Annotated in this window: 14 protein-coding genes and 1 pseudogene; 10 read left to right on the top strand and 5 right to left on the bottom strand. The window is 69.9% G+C overall.

Annotation, left to right across the window (positions count from 1 at the left end):
* Window positions 1–140: 140 nt before the first annotated feature.
* The 10 genes and pseudogenes from B0I29_RS30520 to B0I29_RS30475 all read left to right on the top strand — a co-directional run.
* Window positions 141–809: pseudogene (locus B0I29_RS30520) on the top strand (ABC transporter ATP-binding protein); the annotation flags it as partial.
* A 50-nt stretch (window positions 810–859) separates the two neighbouring features.
* Entirely contained in the window at window positions 860–1588 is a 729-nt protein-coding gene (locus tag B0I29_RS30515) for an ABC transporter permease (protein ID WP_111652569.1), read from the top strand.
* Window positions 1589–1598: 10 nt separating this feature from the next.
* On the top strand, window positions 1599–2783 hold the full coding sequence (locus B0I29_RS30510) for a sensor histidine kinase (protein ID WP_111652653.1): 1185 nt from the start codon (window positions 1599–1601) through the stop codon (window positions 2781–2783).
* A complete protein-coding gene (locus B0I29_RS30505) occupies window positions 2783–3424 on the top strand; it encodes a response regulator (protein ID WP_111652568.1) in 642 nt (213 codons plus the stop codon). Before B0I29_RS30510 ends, B0I29_RS30505 begins: the two co-directional genes overlap by 1 nt.
* A 32-nt stretch (window positions 3425–3456) precedes the next feature.
* Window positions 3457–4464, top strand: a complete 1008-nt coding sequence (locus B0I29_RS30500; protein ID WP_111652567.1) for an ABC transporter permease — start codon at window positions 3457–3459, stop codon at window positions 4462–4464.
* Window positions 4465–4466: 2 nt separating this feature from the next.
* A complete protein-coding gene (locus B0I29_RS30495) occupies window positions 4467–5243 on the top strand; it encodes an ATP-binding cassette domain-containing protein (RefSeq protein WP_111652566.1) in 777 nt (258 codons plus the stop codon).
* 36 nt (window positions 5244–5279) lie between these two features.
* The gene (gene iolC, locus B0I29_RS30490) at window positions 5280–6215 is read left to right on the top strand and encodes a 5-dehydro-2-deoxygluconokinase (RefSeq protein ID WP_245972830.1); all 936 of its coding nucleotides are present in this window, start codon (window positions 5280–5282) and stop codon (window positions 6213–6215) included.
* A 14-nt stretch (window positions 6216–6229) separates the two neighbouring features.
* On the top strand, window positions 6230–7120 hold the full coding sequence (locus tag B0I29_RS30485; RefSeq protein WP_111652564.1) for a sugar phosphate isomerase/epimerase family protein: 891 nt from the start codon (window positions 6230–6232) through the stop codon (window positions 7118–7120).
* 2 nt (window positions 7121–7122) lie between these two features.
* Window positions 7123–8079, top strand: coding sequence for a Gfo/Idh/MocA family protein (locus B0I29_RS30480; RefSeq protein WP_111652563.1), 957 nt, complete (start codon window positions 7123–7125; stop codon window positions 8077–8079).
* Between the two features lie 20 nt (window positions 8080–8099).
* Window positions 8100–8954 (top strand): prenyltransferase/squalene oxidase repeat-containing protein, encoded by an 855-nt coding sequence (locus B0I29_RS30475; RefSeq protein ID WP_111652562.1) that lies wholly within the window; start codon window positions 8100–8102, stop codon window positions 8952–8954.
* A 482-nt stretch (window positions 8955–9436) separates the two neighbouring features.
* Here B0I29_RS30475 and B0I29_RS46995 read toward each other — a convergent pair whose 3' ends face one another.
* The 5 genes from B0I29_RS46995 to B0I29_RS30450 form a co-directional block, all read right to left on the bottom strand.
* On the bottom strand, window positions 9437–9808 hold the full coding sequence (locus B0I29_RS46995; RefSeq protein WP_245972828.1) for a hypothetical protein: 372 nt from the start codon (window positions 9806–9808) through the stop codon (window positions 9437–9439).
* A gap of 161 nt (window positions 9809–9969) precedes the next feature.
* The gene (locus tag B0I29_RS30465; RefSeq protein WP_111652561.1) at window positions 9970–11208 is read right to left on the bottom strand and encodes a VanW family protein; all 1239 of its coding nucleotides are present in this window, start codon (window positions 11206–11208) and stop codon (window positions 9970–9972) included.
* 156 nt (window positions 11209–11364) lie between these two features.
* Window positions 11365–12978, bottom strand: coding sequence for a xylulokinase (locus B0I29_RS30460; RefSeq protein WP_245972825.1), 1614 nt, complete (start codon window positions 12976–12978; stop codon window positions 11365–11367).
* A gap of 116 nt (window positions 12979–13094) precedes the next feature.
* Complete coding sequence (locus B0I29_RS30455) at window positions 13095–13769, bottom strand: response regulator (RefSeq protein ID WP_111652559.1); 675 nt, start codon at window positions 13767–13769, stop codon at window positions 13095–13097.
* A complete protein-coding gene (locus tag B0I29_RS30450; RefSeq protein WP_111652558.1) occupies window positions 13762–14979 on the bottom strand; it encodes a sensor histidine kinase in 1218 nt (405 codons plus the stop codon). The genes B0I29_RS30455 and B0I29_RS30450 overlap by 8 nt, the downstream gene beginning before the upstream one ends.
* Between the last annotated feature and the right edge of the window lie 54 nt (window positions 14980–15033).

The raw sequence follows: 15033 nt of genomic DNA, 5'->3' as shown, positions 1-15033 counted from the left end.
GACGCTGAGCCGCTGTCGCGGACCGATCGGTCCGGACCACAACCCACCGATCGGTGGGTTCTCCGGACCCACCGGATGGCGCATCCGCCCCGTCCACCGGTGACTGCCCGCCGGAGCCCGCTGCCGGAAAGCTCTTTCGCATGGCAGTCATCGAAGTTCGTGACCTACACAAGCGTTACGGGGACACCGTCGCCGTCGACGACGTCTCGCTCACCGTCGAAGAGGGCGAGATCTTCGGCATCCTCGGCCCGAACGGCGCCGGCAAGACCACCACGGTCGAGTGCATCGAGGGCGTCCGGGCCGCCGACCGGGGCTCGATCAGCGTCCTGGGTCTCGACCCGATGCGCGACCGGCAGGAGCTGACCCGGGTGCTCGGCGCTCAGCTGCAGGAGGGCCAGATTCCCGAGCGCCTCCAGGTCGCCGAGGCCCTGGAGCTCTACAGCTCCTTCTATCCGTCACCCGCCGACTGGCGCTCGCTCATGGCGGACCTCGATCTCACTTCCAAGGCCAGGACACGGTACGGAAAACTCTCCGGCGGCCAGAAGCAACGGCTCTCGATCGCTCTGGCACTGATCGGCAACCCGAAGGTCGCCATCCTCGACGAGCTCACCACCGGCCTCGACCCGCAGGCCCGCCGCGACACCTGGGCCCTGATCAAGCGGGTACGCGAGAACGGCACCACGATCGTGCTGGTCACCCACTTCATGGAGGAGGCCGAGCGCCTCTGCGACCGCCTGGCTCTGATCGACGCGGGCCGCGTCGTCACGGTCGACACCCCGCAAGGCCTGATCGCCCGAGTGGGCGGCGAGAAGACCAGCCTCGAAGACGCGTTCATCCAGCTGACCCGCAAAGGACTGTCATGATCTGGCGCCTCGTCAAGACCGAGACCACCCTCTCGCTGCGGGACAAGGTCGGCCCGCTCTGGGGCGTCGGCCTCCCGCTCGTCCTGCTCGTCGTCCTCGGCAACGTCCCCTCGCTGCGCGAACCCGACCCGGCGCTCGGCGGGCTGACCCTCTTCGACCTCTACGTGCCGGTCCTGGTCCTGTTCAACCTGGCGATGCTGGCGCTGGTCGCGGTGCCGACAGTGCTCGCCGGATATCGGGAGAACGGGGTGCTGCGCCGCCTGCGGACCACCCCGATCGGCCCGGCCCGGGTCCTCGCCGCCCAGCTCGTCGCGAACCTCGGCATCGCCGTCGTCGCCACGATCGTCTTCCTCGGCACGGCCCGGCTGGCGTTCGGCGTAGGGCTGCCGCAACCCGGGTTCCTCGTCGCCTGGATCCTGGTCGCCGCCGCGATGCTCGCCATCGGGCTGCTCATCACCGCCCTGGCACCGGGCCGTCCGCAGGCCACCGCGATCGGCACGGTCCTGTACTTCCCGCTGATGTTCTTCGCCGGGCTCTGGGTGCCGATCAGCCAGATGCCGCCGACGCTGCGCGACATCGCCCACGTCACCCCGCTCGGCGCCGGCATGCAGGCCTTCGAAGCCGCGTACGCGGGTGGCTTCCCGGCCGCCCAGCCCCTGCTGGTCCTCACCGCCTATGCCGTGGTGTGCGCGGCGGCGGCCATCCGATTCTTCCGCTGGTCCTAAAGTGACGATGATGGACGCGACAGTGAGCAGCGAGCCGCCGCGCCTGCTGGTGACAGTGGTTCCGTACGGGCTGCTGGGCCTGCTGACCGTCTACACGGCGGCCAGCGGGCGGGCTACGGTCGCCTCGCTGCTGCTGTGCGGACTGACCGCCGTGTGGATGCTGGGCATGTTCGCCTGGCGTTGCGCGTACCGAAGTGTGCTGTTTGTGGGGTTGGTTCTTCTCACCGGATTGCTGGTGCTGGGGGATCCGGCGTTCGGGTTCTTCACGACCGCGGCCTACATCTACGCGTTCGCCTTCCTGCCCTGGCCGTGGCGGGTGCCGGGGGTGGCGGCGGTCGCGGTCGTGGCGGGGATCGCGCAGGCGTCGAGCGTGGACAAGGGCGACGCGGCCGGGTGGACGATCACGGCGACGATCATCGCGATCAACATGCTGATCATGACGGCGATGGCGGCGGTGCTGCGCCGCGAGGAACGCGTCCAGGCCGACCTCGGGCGGGCGAACGAGCTGCTCACGGCGTCGATCGCGGAGAACGACGAGCTGCACACCCGGCTGCTCGCCCAGGCTCGCGAGGCCGGGATCCTGCAGGAGCGGCAGCGGATGGCGCGCGAGATCCACGACACCGTGGCGCAGGGCCTGACCGGCATCATCGCGCAGATGCGGGCTGCCGAGCAGCGGCATGAGGTTCCGCAGGAGTGGCGGCGGCCGTTCGACGCGGTCACCCGGCTGGCCCGGGAGAGCCTCACCGAAGCCCGGCGGTCGGTGGACGCTCTCCGTCCGGAGACCTTGGCGACGGTACGCCTGACCGGCGCACTCTCCGAAGCAGCCGAGCGATGGTCGGCGCTGCACGGGCTGCCGGTGACGGTCACGACGACCGGGACGCCCCGGCCGGTCGCGCCGGACGCCGAGTTCGCCCTGCTGCGCACCGCCCAGGAGGCGCTCGCCAACATCGCCAAGCACGCCGAAGCCACCAGAGCGGGCGTCACGCTGTCCTATCTCGGCGACGAGGTGGCCCTGGACGTGCTGGACGACGGCTCGGGCTTCGCGGTGGGCGGCCGTTCCGAGGGGCACGGCCTTACGATCATGCGGCAGCGGGTCGAGGAGCACGGCGGCACGCTGCGGATCGAGTCCGAACCCGGCGCCGGCACCGGCATCTCGGCCCGGATCCCCCTGCTGCCGACCGGGAGCCAGCCCTGATGAGCGAGACCACGATCCGGCTGCTGATCGCCGACGACCATCCCGTGGTCCGCGACGGCCTGAGCAGCATGTTCGCCTCGGTGCCCGGGTTCACCGTGGTGGGTGAGGCCGCCGACGGCGCGGAAGCGGTCCGGATGGCGCAGGCGCTGAACCCCGACGTCGTCCTGATGGACCTGCGGATGCCCGGCACCGACGGCCTCGCCGCGATCACCGAGCTGGCCCGCCTCGGCAACCCGGCCCGGGTCCTGGTGCTGACCACGTACGACAACGACGCGAACGTGGTGCCCGCCCTCGAAGCCGGCGCGACCGGGTACCTGCTCAAGGACGCGCCCCGCGACGAGCTCATCCGCGGCGCCCGCGCGGCGGCCCGGGGCGAGACGGTCCTGTCGCCGGCCGTGGCGATGCGGCTGGTCACCCGGGTGCGTACGCCCGCACCCCAGGTTCTCAGCCAGCGCGAGCTGGAGGTGCTGCAACTCGTGGCCGGTGGCAACACCAACCGCGAGGCGGCGAAGCGGCTGTTCATCACCGAGGCGACAGTGAAGAGCCACCTGCTGAGCATCTACGCCAAGCTCGGGGTCTCGGACCGCGCGGCAGCCGTGGCCGAGGGCTTCCACCGGCGTCTGCTGGTCCCGGACTCTTGACCTTCACGCCGGCGAGACGGTACAGCTCATCCATGAGCGTCACATGGTCGAACCGTATCCTCGCCCGGCCTGATGTGGGCGCGTTCGTCGCCGCGCTCGCCATCTTCGTGTTCTTCCTGGCCGTGGCGCCGTCGCTGCGGTCCGCCGACTCGTTCTTCACGGTGCTCTACCAGTCGTCGGTGATCGGGATCGTGGCGGCCGGCGTCGGGCTGCTGATGATCGGCGGCGAGTTCGACCTGTCGGCCGGTGTGATCGTCTACAGCGCCGGCCTGGTCAACTCGATGTTCTGCTGGTACCTCGGCGTCAACCTGTGGATCGGCGCGCTGCTCTCGCTGATCTTCTGCCTGGCGGTCGGCCTGCTCAACGGCTGGCTGGTGATGCGGACCGGCATCCCCAGCTTCCTGATCACGCTCGGCACGTTCTTCGTGCTGCAGGGCGCCAACCTCGGCGTGACGAAAATGGTCACCGGCTCGGTGTCGTCCACCGACATCAGTGCGATCGACGGGTTCAGCAGCCTGCGGGCCGTGTTCGCGTCCAACTTCACTGTCGGTTCGGTGACCGTCTGGTGGACCGTGCTGTTCTGGCTGGTCTTCATCGCTCTCGCCACCTGGATCCTGCAGCGGACCCGCCCCGGGAACTGGATCTTCGCGGTGGGCGGGGCGGCGGACAGTGCCCGGGCGGCGGGGGTGCCCGTTGTGCGTACGAAAATTGGGCTTTTCATGGGGGTTTCGTTCCTCGGCTGGTTTGTCGGCATGCACCAGCTCTACCGCTTCAACACGTTGCAGGCGGGTGGCGGCGTCGGCAACGAGTTCCTCTACATCATCGCCGCGGTCGTCGGCGGCACCCTGCTCACCGGCGGTTTCGGCAGCGTCATCGGTGTCGCGATCGGCGCGTTCATCTTCGGGATGACCAGCCTCGGCATCGTTTACGCCGGCTGGGATCCGAACTGGTTCAGGGCCTTCCTCGGCGTGATGCTGCTACTCGCCGTGCTGGTGAACCTGTACATCAAACGAATCTTCACCGCGCGAAGGGCCGGCTGACCATGGCGCTGATCGAGATGACCGACGTCGGCAAGAGTTACGGCGCGATCCGCGCGCTCGCCGGCATCAACCTGCGGGTCGACGCCGGCGAGGTGACCTGCGTACTCGGCGACAACGGCGCCGGCAAATCCACCCTGATCAAAATCATCTCCGGCCTGCACCCGCACAACGAGGGCACGCTGCGCGTCGAAGGCACCGAACAGTCGTTCTCGTCGCCGCGCGAAGCCCTCGACCTGGGCATCGCCACCGTTTACCAGGATCTCGCGGTGGTGCCGCTCATGGAGGTCTGGCGCAACTTCTTCCTCGGCTCCGAGCTGACCCGCGGCCGCTTCCCGCTCGCCCGGCTGCGGATCCGGGAGATGAAGGAGATCGCCGACGCCGAGTTGCGCAAGATGGGCATCACGATCAAAGACATAAACCAGCCCATCGGTACGCTCAGTGGCGGCCAGCGTCAGTCGGTGGCGATCGCCCGTGCCGTGTATTTCGGCGCTCGCGTGCTCATCCTGGACGAGCCGACGGCGGCCCTCGGCGTCAAGCAGTCCGGGGTGGTGCTCAAGTACATCGCCGCTGCCCGGGACGCGGGTCTCGGGGTCGTTTTCATCACCCACAATCCGCATCACGCGTACCTGGTCGGCGACCACTTCGTGATCCTGAAGCTGGGCCGGGCCGTGCTCGACCGTCAGCGCTCCGACGTGGATCTCGACGAGCTGGTCACCCAGATGGCCGGTGGGGACGAGCTGACCGAGTTGTCCCACGAGTTGCGCCGCCCTACGGGTTGACACGGGCTCGTTACAGCCCGTTGCATGGGTGGAACCATGCTCGAAGTCCTGACGATGGGGCGCATCGGCGTCGATCTGTACCCCGAGCAGACCGGGGTGCGGTTGCCTGCGGTCCGCAGCTTCGCCAAGTTCCTCGGGGGCAGCCCGACGAATGTGGCCGTGGCGGCATCCCGGCTCGGGCGGACTTCCGCGGTGATCACGCGTACCGGGGCTGATCCGTTCGGGGATTACCTGCACGAGGCGTTGCGCGGGTTCGGGGTCGACGATCGTTTTGTGACGGCGGTGCCGGGGTTGCCGACGCCGGTGACGTTCTGCGAGATCTTCCCGCCGGACGACTTCCCGTTGTACTTCTACCGCTATCCGAAAGCTCCTGACCTGGAGATAACCCCGTCGGAACTGGACCTGGACGCCATCGGTTCGGCCGGGATCTTCTGGGTCACCGGGACCGGGTTGTCCGCCGAGCCGTCCCGGGCGGCCACTCTGCACGCCCTGGTGTCGCGCGCTCATCGGGGGATCACGGTTCTCGACCTCGACTACCGGCCGATGTTCTGGGCTTCCCGCGATGAGGCCCGGTCGTTCTACCGGCAGGCGCTGCCGCACGTGAGTGTCGCCGTCGGGAACCTCGACGAGTGCGACACCGCCGTCGGTTTTCGCTCGCCGGGTGCGGCCGCTGACGCTCTGCACGACGCCGGTGTGGACCTGGCCGTCGTGAAACAGGGACCGGACGGTGTGTTCGCGTCGCGACGGTCCACGGGGGAGCGGGTGACCGTGCCGCCGGTGCCGGTCGACGTCGTCAACGGGCTCGGTGCCGGGGACGCGTTCGGTGGCGCGCTCTGCCACGGCCTGCTCGCGGGCTGGGAACTGCGGGACGTCATGCGCTTCGGCAACGCGGCCGGTGCGCTGGTCGCCACCCGGCTGGCCTGCGCCGATGCCATGCCCACCGAGGACGAGGTACGCCGGCTGATGATCTAGGAAGGGATGTTCCGATGCTTCTTGGCAGCTGCCCCGATTCGTGGGGGGTCTGGTACGCGTCCGACCCCCGGCAGACCCCGTGGAATCGGTTCCTCGACGAGCTCGCCGCGGCGGGGTATTCGCGGCTGGAACTGGGGCCCTACGGCTATCTGCCCACTGATCCCGGCCGGCTGCTGGACGAGACGGCCGCCCGCGGATTGTCGATCGTCGCCGGGACGGTGGCCGGGGCGGGCGGGCCGCACAAGGACTTCGAGTTCGTCCTGGCCGAGACGCGGAAGGTCGCCGCGCTCACCCAGGCCGTCGGCGCCACGAATCTGATCTTCGTGCCGGTGCCGGGGTATCGCGACGACGTCACCGGGGCGTACACCGGTTCCCCTTCACTGGATTCCGGGCAGTGGCAGGCTTTGATCGACAACAGCAATGCTCTGGGCCGGATCCTCTTCGAGGAGTACGGGCTGTTTCTGCGGTTCCATCCGCACGCCGACTATCAGGTCGAGACGCAGGCGCAGACCGAGCGGTTCCTGGAGGAGACTGATCCGCGGTACGTTTCGCTGTGCCTGGACATCGGGCACCTCGCATACCGGGCAGCCGACGTGCCGGGGCTGATCCAGAAATATCCGGATCGTGTGGGCTATGTCCACATCAAGCAGATGGATCCGGTTATCGCCGCCCGGGCGGCCGCCGAGGATCTGGCTTTCGGGCAGGCCGTCGCGCAGGGTGTCAGTGTCGAGCCGCCGTCGGGGAGCCCGGACATTCCCGCGGTGCTCGAGGCTCTCGCGACCCTCTCCGATCGGGCTGCGGATCTGGTCGTCGTCGTCGAACAGGACATGTACCCGGTCGGCTTCGACGTGCCGCTGCCGATCGCCCGGCGTACCCGGCAGTACCTGCAGTCCCAGGGCCTCTGACCATGCTCCGGGTCGGAGTCATCGGGACCGGGATGATCGGCCAGGACCACATCCGGCGGCTGACCTCGGTGCTGTCCGGCGCCCGGGTCGTCGCCGTCACCGACGTCGACACCACCCTCGCCGCCGGCGTCGGCGCTGCCGTGGGCGCGGCCGTGCATCCCACCGGCGAGGACGTCATCGCCGCCTGCGACGCCGTGCTGGTCTGCTCGTGGGGGCCCAGTCACGAGCAGTACGTGCTCGCCGCGATCGACGCCGGCAAACCCGTGTTCTGTGAGAAACCCCTGGCCACGACCGCTTCAGCGTGCCGGCGGATCGTCGACGCCGAGGTCGCGTGCGGTCGCCGGCTTGTTCAGGTCGGCTTCATGCGGCGGTTCGATGACGCGTACCGAAAGCTCCGGAACGAAGCCGGCGGCGGCGCGATAGGCGCGCCCCTTCTCATGCATTGCGCCCATCGCAACCGTGACGTACCCGCCTATTACCGCACCGAGATGGCGATCGTCGACACGGCCGTCCACGAGTTCGACATGGTGCGCTGGATGTTCGGCGAGGACATCGTCGCGATCCGCGTGCTGGTGCCGCGCAGCAACCGCAACGGTGCCGGCCTCCAGGACCCGCTCCTGATCATCCTGGAGCTGGCGAACGGGATCATCGTCGACGTCGAGACCAGCGTGAACATCCGCTATGGGTACGACATCCGCGGCGAGATCGTGGGGGAGAACGGCACCCTGACCCTCGGCGGACCGGTCGCTGTGGACTGGCGCGATCGTTTCCAGGCGGCTTACGACACCGAGCTGCAGGAGTGGATCGACGCGCTCGGGGTCTCCGGGCATCCCACCGGCCCGAGCGCGTGGGATGGCTACGCGGCCACGGCGGTGTGCGAGGCGGGCGTCCAATCGCTGCGGACGGGTTCCCGGGTCGAGGTGGCGCTGGCCGAGCGACCATCCCTGTTTTTGTCATAGGTGCTGTTTATGGTGGGCCGGTGGATGATGCATCAGGCAGGGCGGAAGCGTTTCTCCAGGTCAATGGGCGTCTGCTCGACCGGGTCCGGTTCGACCATCATTTCCGGGGTGGACCCGCGGGGCGGGTGATCGACGCCCTGCGCCCCTATCAGAACTCGGACGGCGGCTTCGGCCACGCCCTCGAGCCCGACCTGCGCGGCCCGGAGAGCCAGCCGGTCCCGGTCGAGATGGCGCTGCAGGTGCTGGACGCGACCGGCGAGATCGACGCCGACATGGTCGACGGGATTCTGCGATACCTGGAGTCGATCACCCGTCCGGACGGCGGGGTTCCGTGGGTTCTGCCGTCGCCGAGCCCGCGCGGTCCGTGGTGGGTGCCGGTCGACGGGCTGCCCGGCTCACTCAACCCGACCGCGTCCATCGCCGGCCTGCTGCTGAAACACGGCGTGTCACATCCGTGGGTTACCCGCGCCACCGAGTTCTGCTGGACAGCCATCGACGGACTCAGCGCGCCGGACCCGTTCGACGTGCTGTCCGTCCTGAAGTTCCTGGAAAACGCCCCAGACCGCCCCCGAGCGGACTTGTCCTGGGCATTGCTTCGCCCGCTGGTGCTGAGCGTCGCCGAGCTGGATCCGCAGGCCGAGGGCTATGTGCACGGACCCCTCGACTTCGCACCGCTCCCGGGCAGCCTGGCGCGCGCGGCCTTCCCCACCGACGTGATCGCCCAACATCTGGACGCGCTGTCGGCGAAGCAGAAGGACGACGGCGGCTGGGACTTCGCCTTCCCGGCCTGGACCCCGATCACCCGCTTCGAGTGGCGCGGCTGGGTGACCGTCGATGCCTTACTGACCCTGCATGCGAACGGCCGCCTCTCGTAACCCTCCTCAAGCCCGCGACCCGCCTGCCGATACCTGCTGACACGGCAGCCGGCACGTTGCCGTCGGCGCGTGACGGGTTGCGGAGGGCATCGGCATGGTGGCAGGCGGCAGGTGCCCTGGTGGCGGTGGCCGCTGCCCTCGCCTCGCAGGCGGCCTGCGCCGGAACTCCCGGGCAGATCTCCTCAAGCGCCTATCCGAGTGCGCCCACTGCGGCGGGGACCAGCTCGTCCGGCGAAGACTCCGCCGCCCTCATGGCGTCACAGGAACCGTCCTCGTACGCCTGAGTGATCAAACCGGCGCCTGGAACGGGACATTCGGCACCATCGCCGACACTGCCGCTCTCAACATCCTCATTACCTGCGACGGCGACGGGTTCGTCACCGCCTCCTACCGCGTCGCGCCGGCAGACGAAGTCGCGATGAAGGTCAGCTGCGGCCGCCCTCACTGGCAACCCAGAGACGAAACCGGTGGGCCTGGCCCGATCACCGTGTCGATCGAGCCTGACGGCGATCAGCGCTGGTCACTGTTCGTCTTCCGCCGGGAGCCGCTGCCCGGCTGACTCCTCGATGGGCTGCCGTCTGCTGCCGTGGTCCTGCTCGGGCGGCCAGCGGGCGGCCTACGCGGGAAACGTCGCCTGGGTGCTGGTTCATCTCGGCCGCTGCAGCGGCCAGCAGGTTCCAGAGCGTCGTTTCGGCGGCGCAGGAATCGCCGAGCTCGGTGAGGATGCCGAGCGCCATCTCGTACTCGTTGTGGACGAGGTAGTCGATGGCGTCGGCCGCGGTCGAGCCGTTCTCACTCGTGGCCTGCTCCGGAACCATGACGGCGGCTTGGCGCAGCGGATCGGGGATGTCCACGCACATGATTGTGCAACGGGCCGGGCGGCTCGGGAGCCGGCCCGGCCTGCTGCTCGCGTCAGCTGTTCGTCGACGGCTGCATGGGCAGGGCAGCGCCGTAGCGCCGCCTGAACTCGGTGAAGCCGGGCAGCACGACCGGCGTACCCGATCTCATGTGACGGTCAATCCAGGCCGCGGTAGGTCCAGCGCAGCGTGTCGGTGCCGGCTGACGCACCGTCCTGATGGATCGTGCGCTGTACCCGCACGCTGAAGCCACCGCTGTCGCCTGCCTGCGCCTGCCGGGGCCCGGTCACCGAGTCGACCACCCGGTCGCCGGTGTGGCCGTAGAGGCCGACCGTGACCGACGTGTCGGTGGTCCGGGCGCGGATCACGATCGGGGCCTCCGTGTTGTTGACGAAGACCTGGTCGATGGACCGCCAGTCCAGCGTGGCCTCCCGGCCGGGCGGGTACCGGCTGATGTACAGGCTGTGCGGCTGGTGCCGGCGCAGGTCCAGCCCGGCGAACCAGGTGGCGTTGAACAGGGTGGTGGAGAACTGGGAGACCCCGCCGCCGAGCTGATCCTCGAGTTCGCCGTCGACGATCGCCGGCGCGGCGACGAAGCCGTTCGCCGCGGTGCGCTCACCGGCCGCGTCGTTGAGCGAGAACGTCGCGCCGGGCGCCACCACGGTGCCGTCGATCAGCCGGGCGATCCGGTGGATGTTGGTGACCCGTGGCGCGCAGCACGGGTGGTACGTGGTGAACGTCCCGATGAGCTGGTCCACGCCGGCCAGTTTCGGGGTGTCGTCGCCCGGAGCCACCCGGGTGACCGGCAACTGGACGGTGGTGTGCCCGGCCCGGACCGCCGTGGTCAGCAGGTCGGCCGCGGCCGCGGTGTCGACGGCCTGCCCCGCCGCGCCCTCGTCGACCGTCACTCCGCGTTGTGATGCGGTGTAGGACAGGTCCTGTTTGCCGTCGAGCACCACCTCCGGCGCCGCGAGCACGACCGACCGGTTGCGGGCCGGCCGCTGGAAATCGCGCAGCCGTTCGTCCAGCTCCGCCCGGGTCACGGTGGCGTCAACCGTGACGACCGGGGTCACGTCCCGTCGTTTCGAGGTGGGCCAGCGCAGCCACGACCGCTCGAGGGCGCGGCGGGTGGCGTCGGCGTCGAATCGGATGCCGAGCGTGTCCGGTCGTACCTCGATGTGGGTCTTGCCCACCCGGACGCGGACCGGCCGCTCGACCTGGCGCCGCACCGGGCCGTCGAGGGCCGCGCGCAGGGCGGCATCGCCCAGGCCACCCACCGCGACCCCGGCCACGAAGGTCTGCGACGGGACCGCCGCCGACGGGCGCACCAGCACGGCCGCGGCCGCGATCCCGGCCAGCAGCAGCGCTGCGGGCACTATCACCTTCGGTTTGATCATGAGTCGATCATGAAGGTCTGCCGGGGAGCGGGCATCGGTCAGTTGACTGCTACCAGCCTTGCGGAGGCGATCGGTTATTTCACTGATGGCAGCGAGCAGAGCAGTAGAGGCCCGGCCCGGCCATGCCAGGCCGGGCCGGATCATCCGCTGTCCGCGTCAGCTGTTGTCGACGGCTGCCTGCTGGATCGGCAGGGCGGCCACGTAGCGCTGCATGAACTCGTTGAAGCCGGCCACGTCGGCCGGGTCCGGGTTGGCGGTGTCCAGCTCGGCGCCGGCGAAGACCGCCGTGGTCAGGAAGTCGTCCAGGGACTGACCCTCAGCGCGGTCGCGGACGAATCCCGCCAGCACCGCGATGCCCCACGCTCCGCCCTCGGCGGCCAGGTTGCCCACCGAGACCGGGGTGTTGATCGCCGCTGCCAGCAGGTTCTGCGCCACGCCCTCGGTCTTGAACAGGCCGCCGTGGGCGAACATCCGGTCCAGCTGGACCGACTCGGACTTCTGCAGCACGTCCATGCCGATGCGCAGGGTCGCCAGGGCCGCGTACAGCTGAGTGCGCATGAAGGAGGCGAGCGACAGAGCACTTCCCGGCGTACGGAAGAAGAGCGGCCGGCCCTCGTGCAGTTTGGTGATCGGCTCGCCGGAGAGGTTGTTGAACGCCATCAGGCCGCCGCCGTCGGGGGCGCCGGAGAGGGCGGAGCGGAACAGCGTCTCGAAGATGGTGCCGCTGTCCGCCTCTACGCCCAGGGCCGCGGTGAACTCGGCGAACAGGCCGGCCCACGCGTTCAGCTCGGAGGCGCCGTTGTTGCAGTGCACCATCGCGACCAGGTCGCCGGCCGGGGTGGTGACCAGGTCGATCTCCGGGTGGACGCGGCTGAGCTCGCCGTCCAGGACGATCATCGCGAAGATGCTGGTGCCGGCGCTGACGTTGCCGGTACGCCGGGCGACCGAGTTGGTGGCGACCATGCCGGTGCCGGCGTCGCCCTCGGGCGGGCACAGCACGACGCCGGGCTGCAGGGTGCCGCTCGGGTCGAGCAGCAGGGCGCCGGCCTCGGTGAGCGTGCCGGCCTGCTCGCCGGCGGGCAGCACGGCAGGGAGCAGCTCGGCCAGCTTCAGCGGGAGGCGCCCGGCGGCCAGCTCGTCGAACTGGCTGAGCCGGCGGGAGTCGTAACCGCCGGTGGCGATGTCGATGGGGAACACGCCGCTGGCGTCGCCGACACCGAGGACCTGGCGGCCGGTGAGCTTCCAGTGCACGTAACCGGCGAGCGTCGTCAGGTGGTTGATGCTGCCGAGGTGCTCCTCGCCGTTGAGAACGGCCTGGTAGAGGTGGGCGATGCTCCAGCGGTGCGGGATGTTGTAGCCGAACAGCTCGCTGAGCGCCTCGGACGCGTCGCCGGTGTTGGTGTTGCGCCAGGTGCGGAACGGGGTGAGCAGCTCGCCGTCGGCGTCGAACGCCAGGTACCCGTGCATCATCGCGGAGACGCCGAGCGCGCCGGTGGTGCGCAGCTCGGTGCCGTACCGGGTGCGGACGTCAGCGGCGAGGGAGGCGAAACAGGCCTGGAGCCCGGACCAGATGGCCTCCTGGGAGTACGTCCAGACCCGGTCGACGAACTGGTTCTCCCAGTCGTGGGTGCCGACCGCGATCGCCTCGTGGTCCGGCCCGGTCAGCACGGCCTTGATCCGGGTCGAGCCCAGCTCGATCCCGATCGCCGTCCGGCCGCTTTCGATCGTGTTACGAATGCCGGCCGCCGGCCGTGCTTGTGTGTCGCTCATCGTCATGTTCTACCGCAGGCACCCCGGCCGGCGGGAGGGGGCCGGCCACACTTTGTTAACGCGAACCATAAGCCCCCGGCGTGCGAGACGGTTCCGCGATTGTGAACGCGAACATTTCACGCTGACCCCGGTGTGATCAGCCCGGACTCGTACGCCGTGATGACCAGCTGGGCCCGGTCCCGGGCGCCCAGTTTGTGTAGAAGACGGCCGATGTGGGTTTTCAGCGTGCCGACGGTGACGAACAGCTCCTCCGCGATCTCCTGGTTCGACCGGCCGCGGGCGATCAGGGCCAGCACCTCCCGTTCCCGGTCGGTGATGGTGTCCAGCGCCTGCGACTGCGATTGGGGCTGAGCCTGCCGGGCGAACGCCGAGATCAGCCGGCGGGTGATCCGGGGCGCCAGCAGCGCGTCACCGCCGGCGACGACGCGGATCCCGGTGAGCAGGTCGGCGGCGCTGCCGTCCTTGACCAGGAACCCGCTGGCGCCGGCCCGCAGAGCGGCGTAGACGTACTCGTCCAGGTCGAACGTCGTGAGGATCAGGACCCGGACCGCCGAGGTGTCCGGGGCGGCGCAGATCTGCCGGGTCGCCTCGATGCCGTCCATCCGTGGCATCCGCACGTCCATCAGCACCACGTCGGGCCGGTGCTGCCGAGCCAGGCGGACGGCTTCGGCGCCGTCGCCGGCCTCACCCACGGCAGTGAAACCGGGGGAGACGTCGATCAGGGCCCGGAAACTCTCCCGCATCAGCTGCTGGTCGTCGGCGAGGAGCACCCCGATGTCCGCGTCACTCACCGGCGGCGCCCGTCGCCTGAGCGGACGGAGACTCGGCGTACGGGATCTGGGCCTTGATCTTGAAGCCGCCCTCCTGGAGTGGGCCCGCGCTCAGCGTCCCGCCGAAGGCGGCGACGCGCTCGCGCATCCCGATCAGGCCTCGCCCGGTGCGTTGCCGGCCCGAGGCGGGAGTCCCGCGCCCGTCGTCGATGATCTCCACCAGCACTCCATGATCGTGTGAGGCGACGATGACCTCGCATCGTCCGGCATTCGCGTGCCGCAGCACGTTGGTCAGTGACTCCTGCACGATCCGGTAGACGGTGAGGCCGACCGACGATGGCAGCGGGTCCGGTGTGTCGGCACGCAGGTCCACCCGCAGGCCGGCCGAGCGCAGCGGCTCGGCCAGGCTCTCCAGATCGGCCGTCCCGGCGACCGGAGCGAGATGGGCGACCGGACCGAGCTCGGCGGCCGGATCGTCGTCGCGCAGCACGTCGAGCACCCGGCGGATCTCGGTGAGCGCGGCCCGGCTGGTCTGCTCGATCGTGACGAGGGCCGCTCGCGTCTCGGCCGGCCGCTGCTCGGCGATGTGGTTGGCGATCGTCGCTTTCACCGCGATCAGGCTCATGCTGTGCCCGACGATGTCGTGCAGTTCCCGGGCGATGCGCAGCCGCTCGGACATCATCGCGTCGCGGGCCAGCCGCTGGTCGGCATCCGCCCGGGCCAGCCGCCGGGACCGCACCACCCGGCCCGCCGCCCAGGCCGCCGTGACCATCACCGCGACCACACCCAGCTCCACCTGCCACCACAGCGGCACCTCGCTGGCCTGCTGATCCGCCGTGGTGATCACGGTGTGCCGATAGAGCCAGGGAATCGTGGCGGCCGGTGCCGCGAGGGCGGCGGCGAGCGCGCCCGAGGCGGTGGGCAGGCGCGCGGAGGCCGCCACCGTGTATGCCGCGAGGGCGACCGGCGCCCACATCGTCGCGACCACACCGATGCCCGCGACACCGGCGGCGGTCACCACCGCGGTGCAGAGCAGGACCACGGCGAGGACCGGCAGCGGCCATCTCCTGCGGGCCGCGAGCGGGAGCCCGACGGCCGCGCCGGCCAGCCACGCCACCCACGCCGGGCCGGTGAAGGCCGGGCCCGGGGGATCCAGCGCCGCCGACGCCGCGAACCAGGACAGCGCGACGGCGACCGCGACGTCCACAGTGGCCGCGCTGACTTTTGCCATCCGCCGACGCTATATCGAGGCGGTGCCGTCGCGCGTCTGACCCTGGTAGGACAT

Origin of the sequence: Actinoplanes lutulentus, assembly GCF_003259845.1 — a bacterium.
In the GTDB taxonomy this organism is placed as follows: Bacteria; Actinomycetota; Actinomycetes; order Mycobacteriales; family Micromonosporaceae; genus Actinoplanes; species Actinoplanes lutulentus.
This window is presented reverse-complemented; position numbering and strand designations above follow the sequence as displayed.

What these genes read in the sequence shown, in the direction of transcription:
- iolC (WP_245972830.1), top strand. Translation starts at nt 5,280, where the DNA reads ATGCTCGAAGTCCTGACGATGGGGCGCATCGGCGTCGATCTGTACCCC.
- B0I29_RS30480 (WP_111652563.1), top strand. Translation starts at nt 7,123, where the DNA reads ATGCTCCGGGTCGGAGTCATCGGGACCGGGATGATCGGCCAGGACCAC.
- B0I29_RS30510 (WP_111652653.1), top strand. Translation starts at nt 1,599, where the DNA reads ATGGACGCGACAGTGAGCAGCGAGCCGCCGCGCCTGCTGGTGACAGTG.
- B0I29_RS30460 (WP_245972825.1), bottom strand. Translation starts at nt 12,978, where the DNA reads ATGAGCGACACACAAGCACGGCCGGCGGCCGGCATTCGTAACACGATC.
- B0I29_RS30450 (WP_111652558.1), bottom strand. Translation starts at nt 14,979, where the DNA reads ATGGCAAAAGTCAGCGCGGCCACTGTGGACGTCGCGGTCGCCGTCGCG.
- B0I29_RS30500 (WP_111652567.1), top strand. Translation starts at nt 3,457, where the DNA reads ATGAGCGTCACATGGTCGAACCGTATCCTCGCCCGGCCTGATGTGGGC.
- B0I29_RS30505 (WP_111652568.1), top strand. Translation starts at nt 2,783, where the DNA reads ATGAGCGAGACCACGATCCGGCTGCTGATCGCCGACGACCATCCCGTG.
- B0I29_RS30515 (WP_111652569.1), top strand. Translation starts at nt 860, where the DNA reads ATGATCTGGCGCCTCGTCAAGACCGAGACCACCCTCTCGCTGCGGGAC.
- B0I29_RS30495 (WP_111652566.1), top strand. Translation starts at nt 4,467, where the DNA reads ATGGCGCTGATCGAGATGACCGACGTCGGCAAGAGTTACGGCGCGATC.
- B0I29_RS30485 (WP_111652564.1), top strand. Translation starts at nt 6,230, where the DNA reads ATGCTTCTTGGCAGCTGCCCCGATTCGTGGGGGGTCTGGTACGCGTCC.
- B0I29_RS30465 (WP_111652561.1), bottom strand. Translation starts at nt 11,208, where the DNA reads ATGATCAAACCGAAGGTGATAGTGCCCGCAGCGCTGCTGCTGGCCGGG.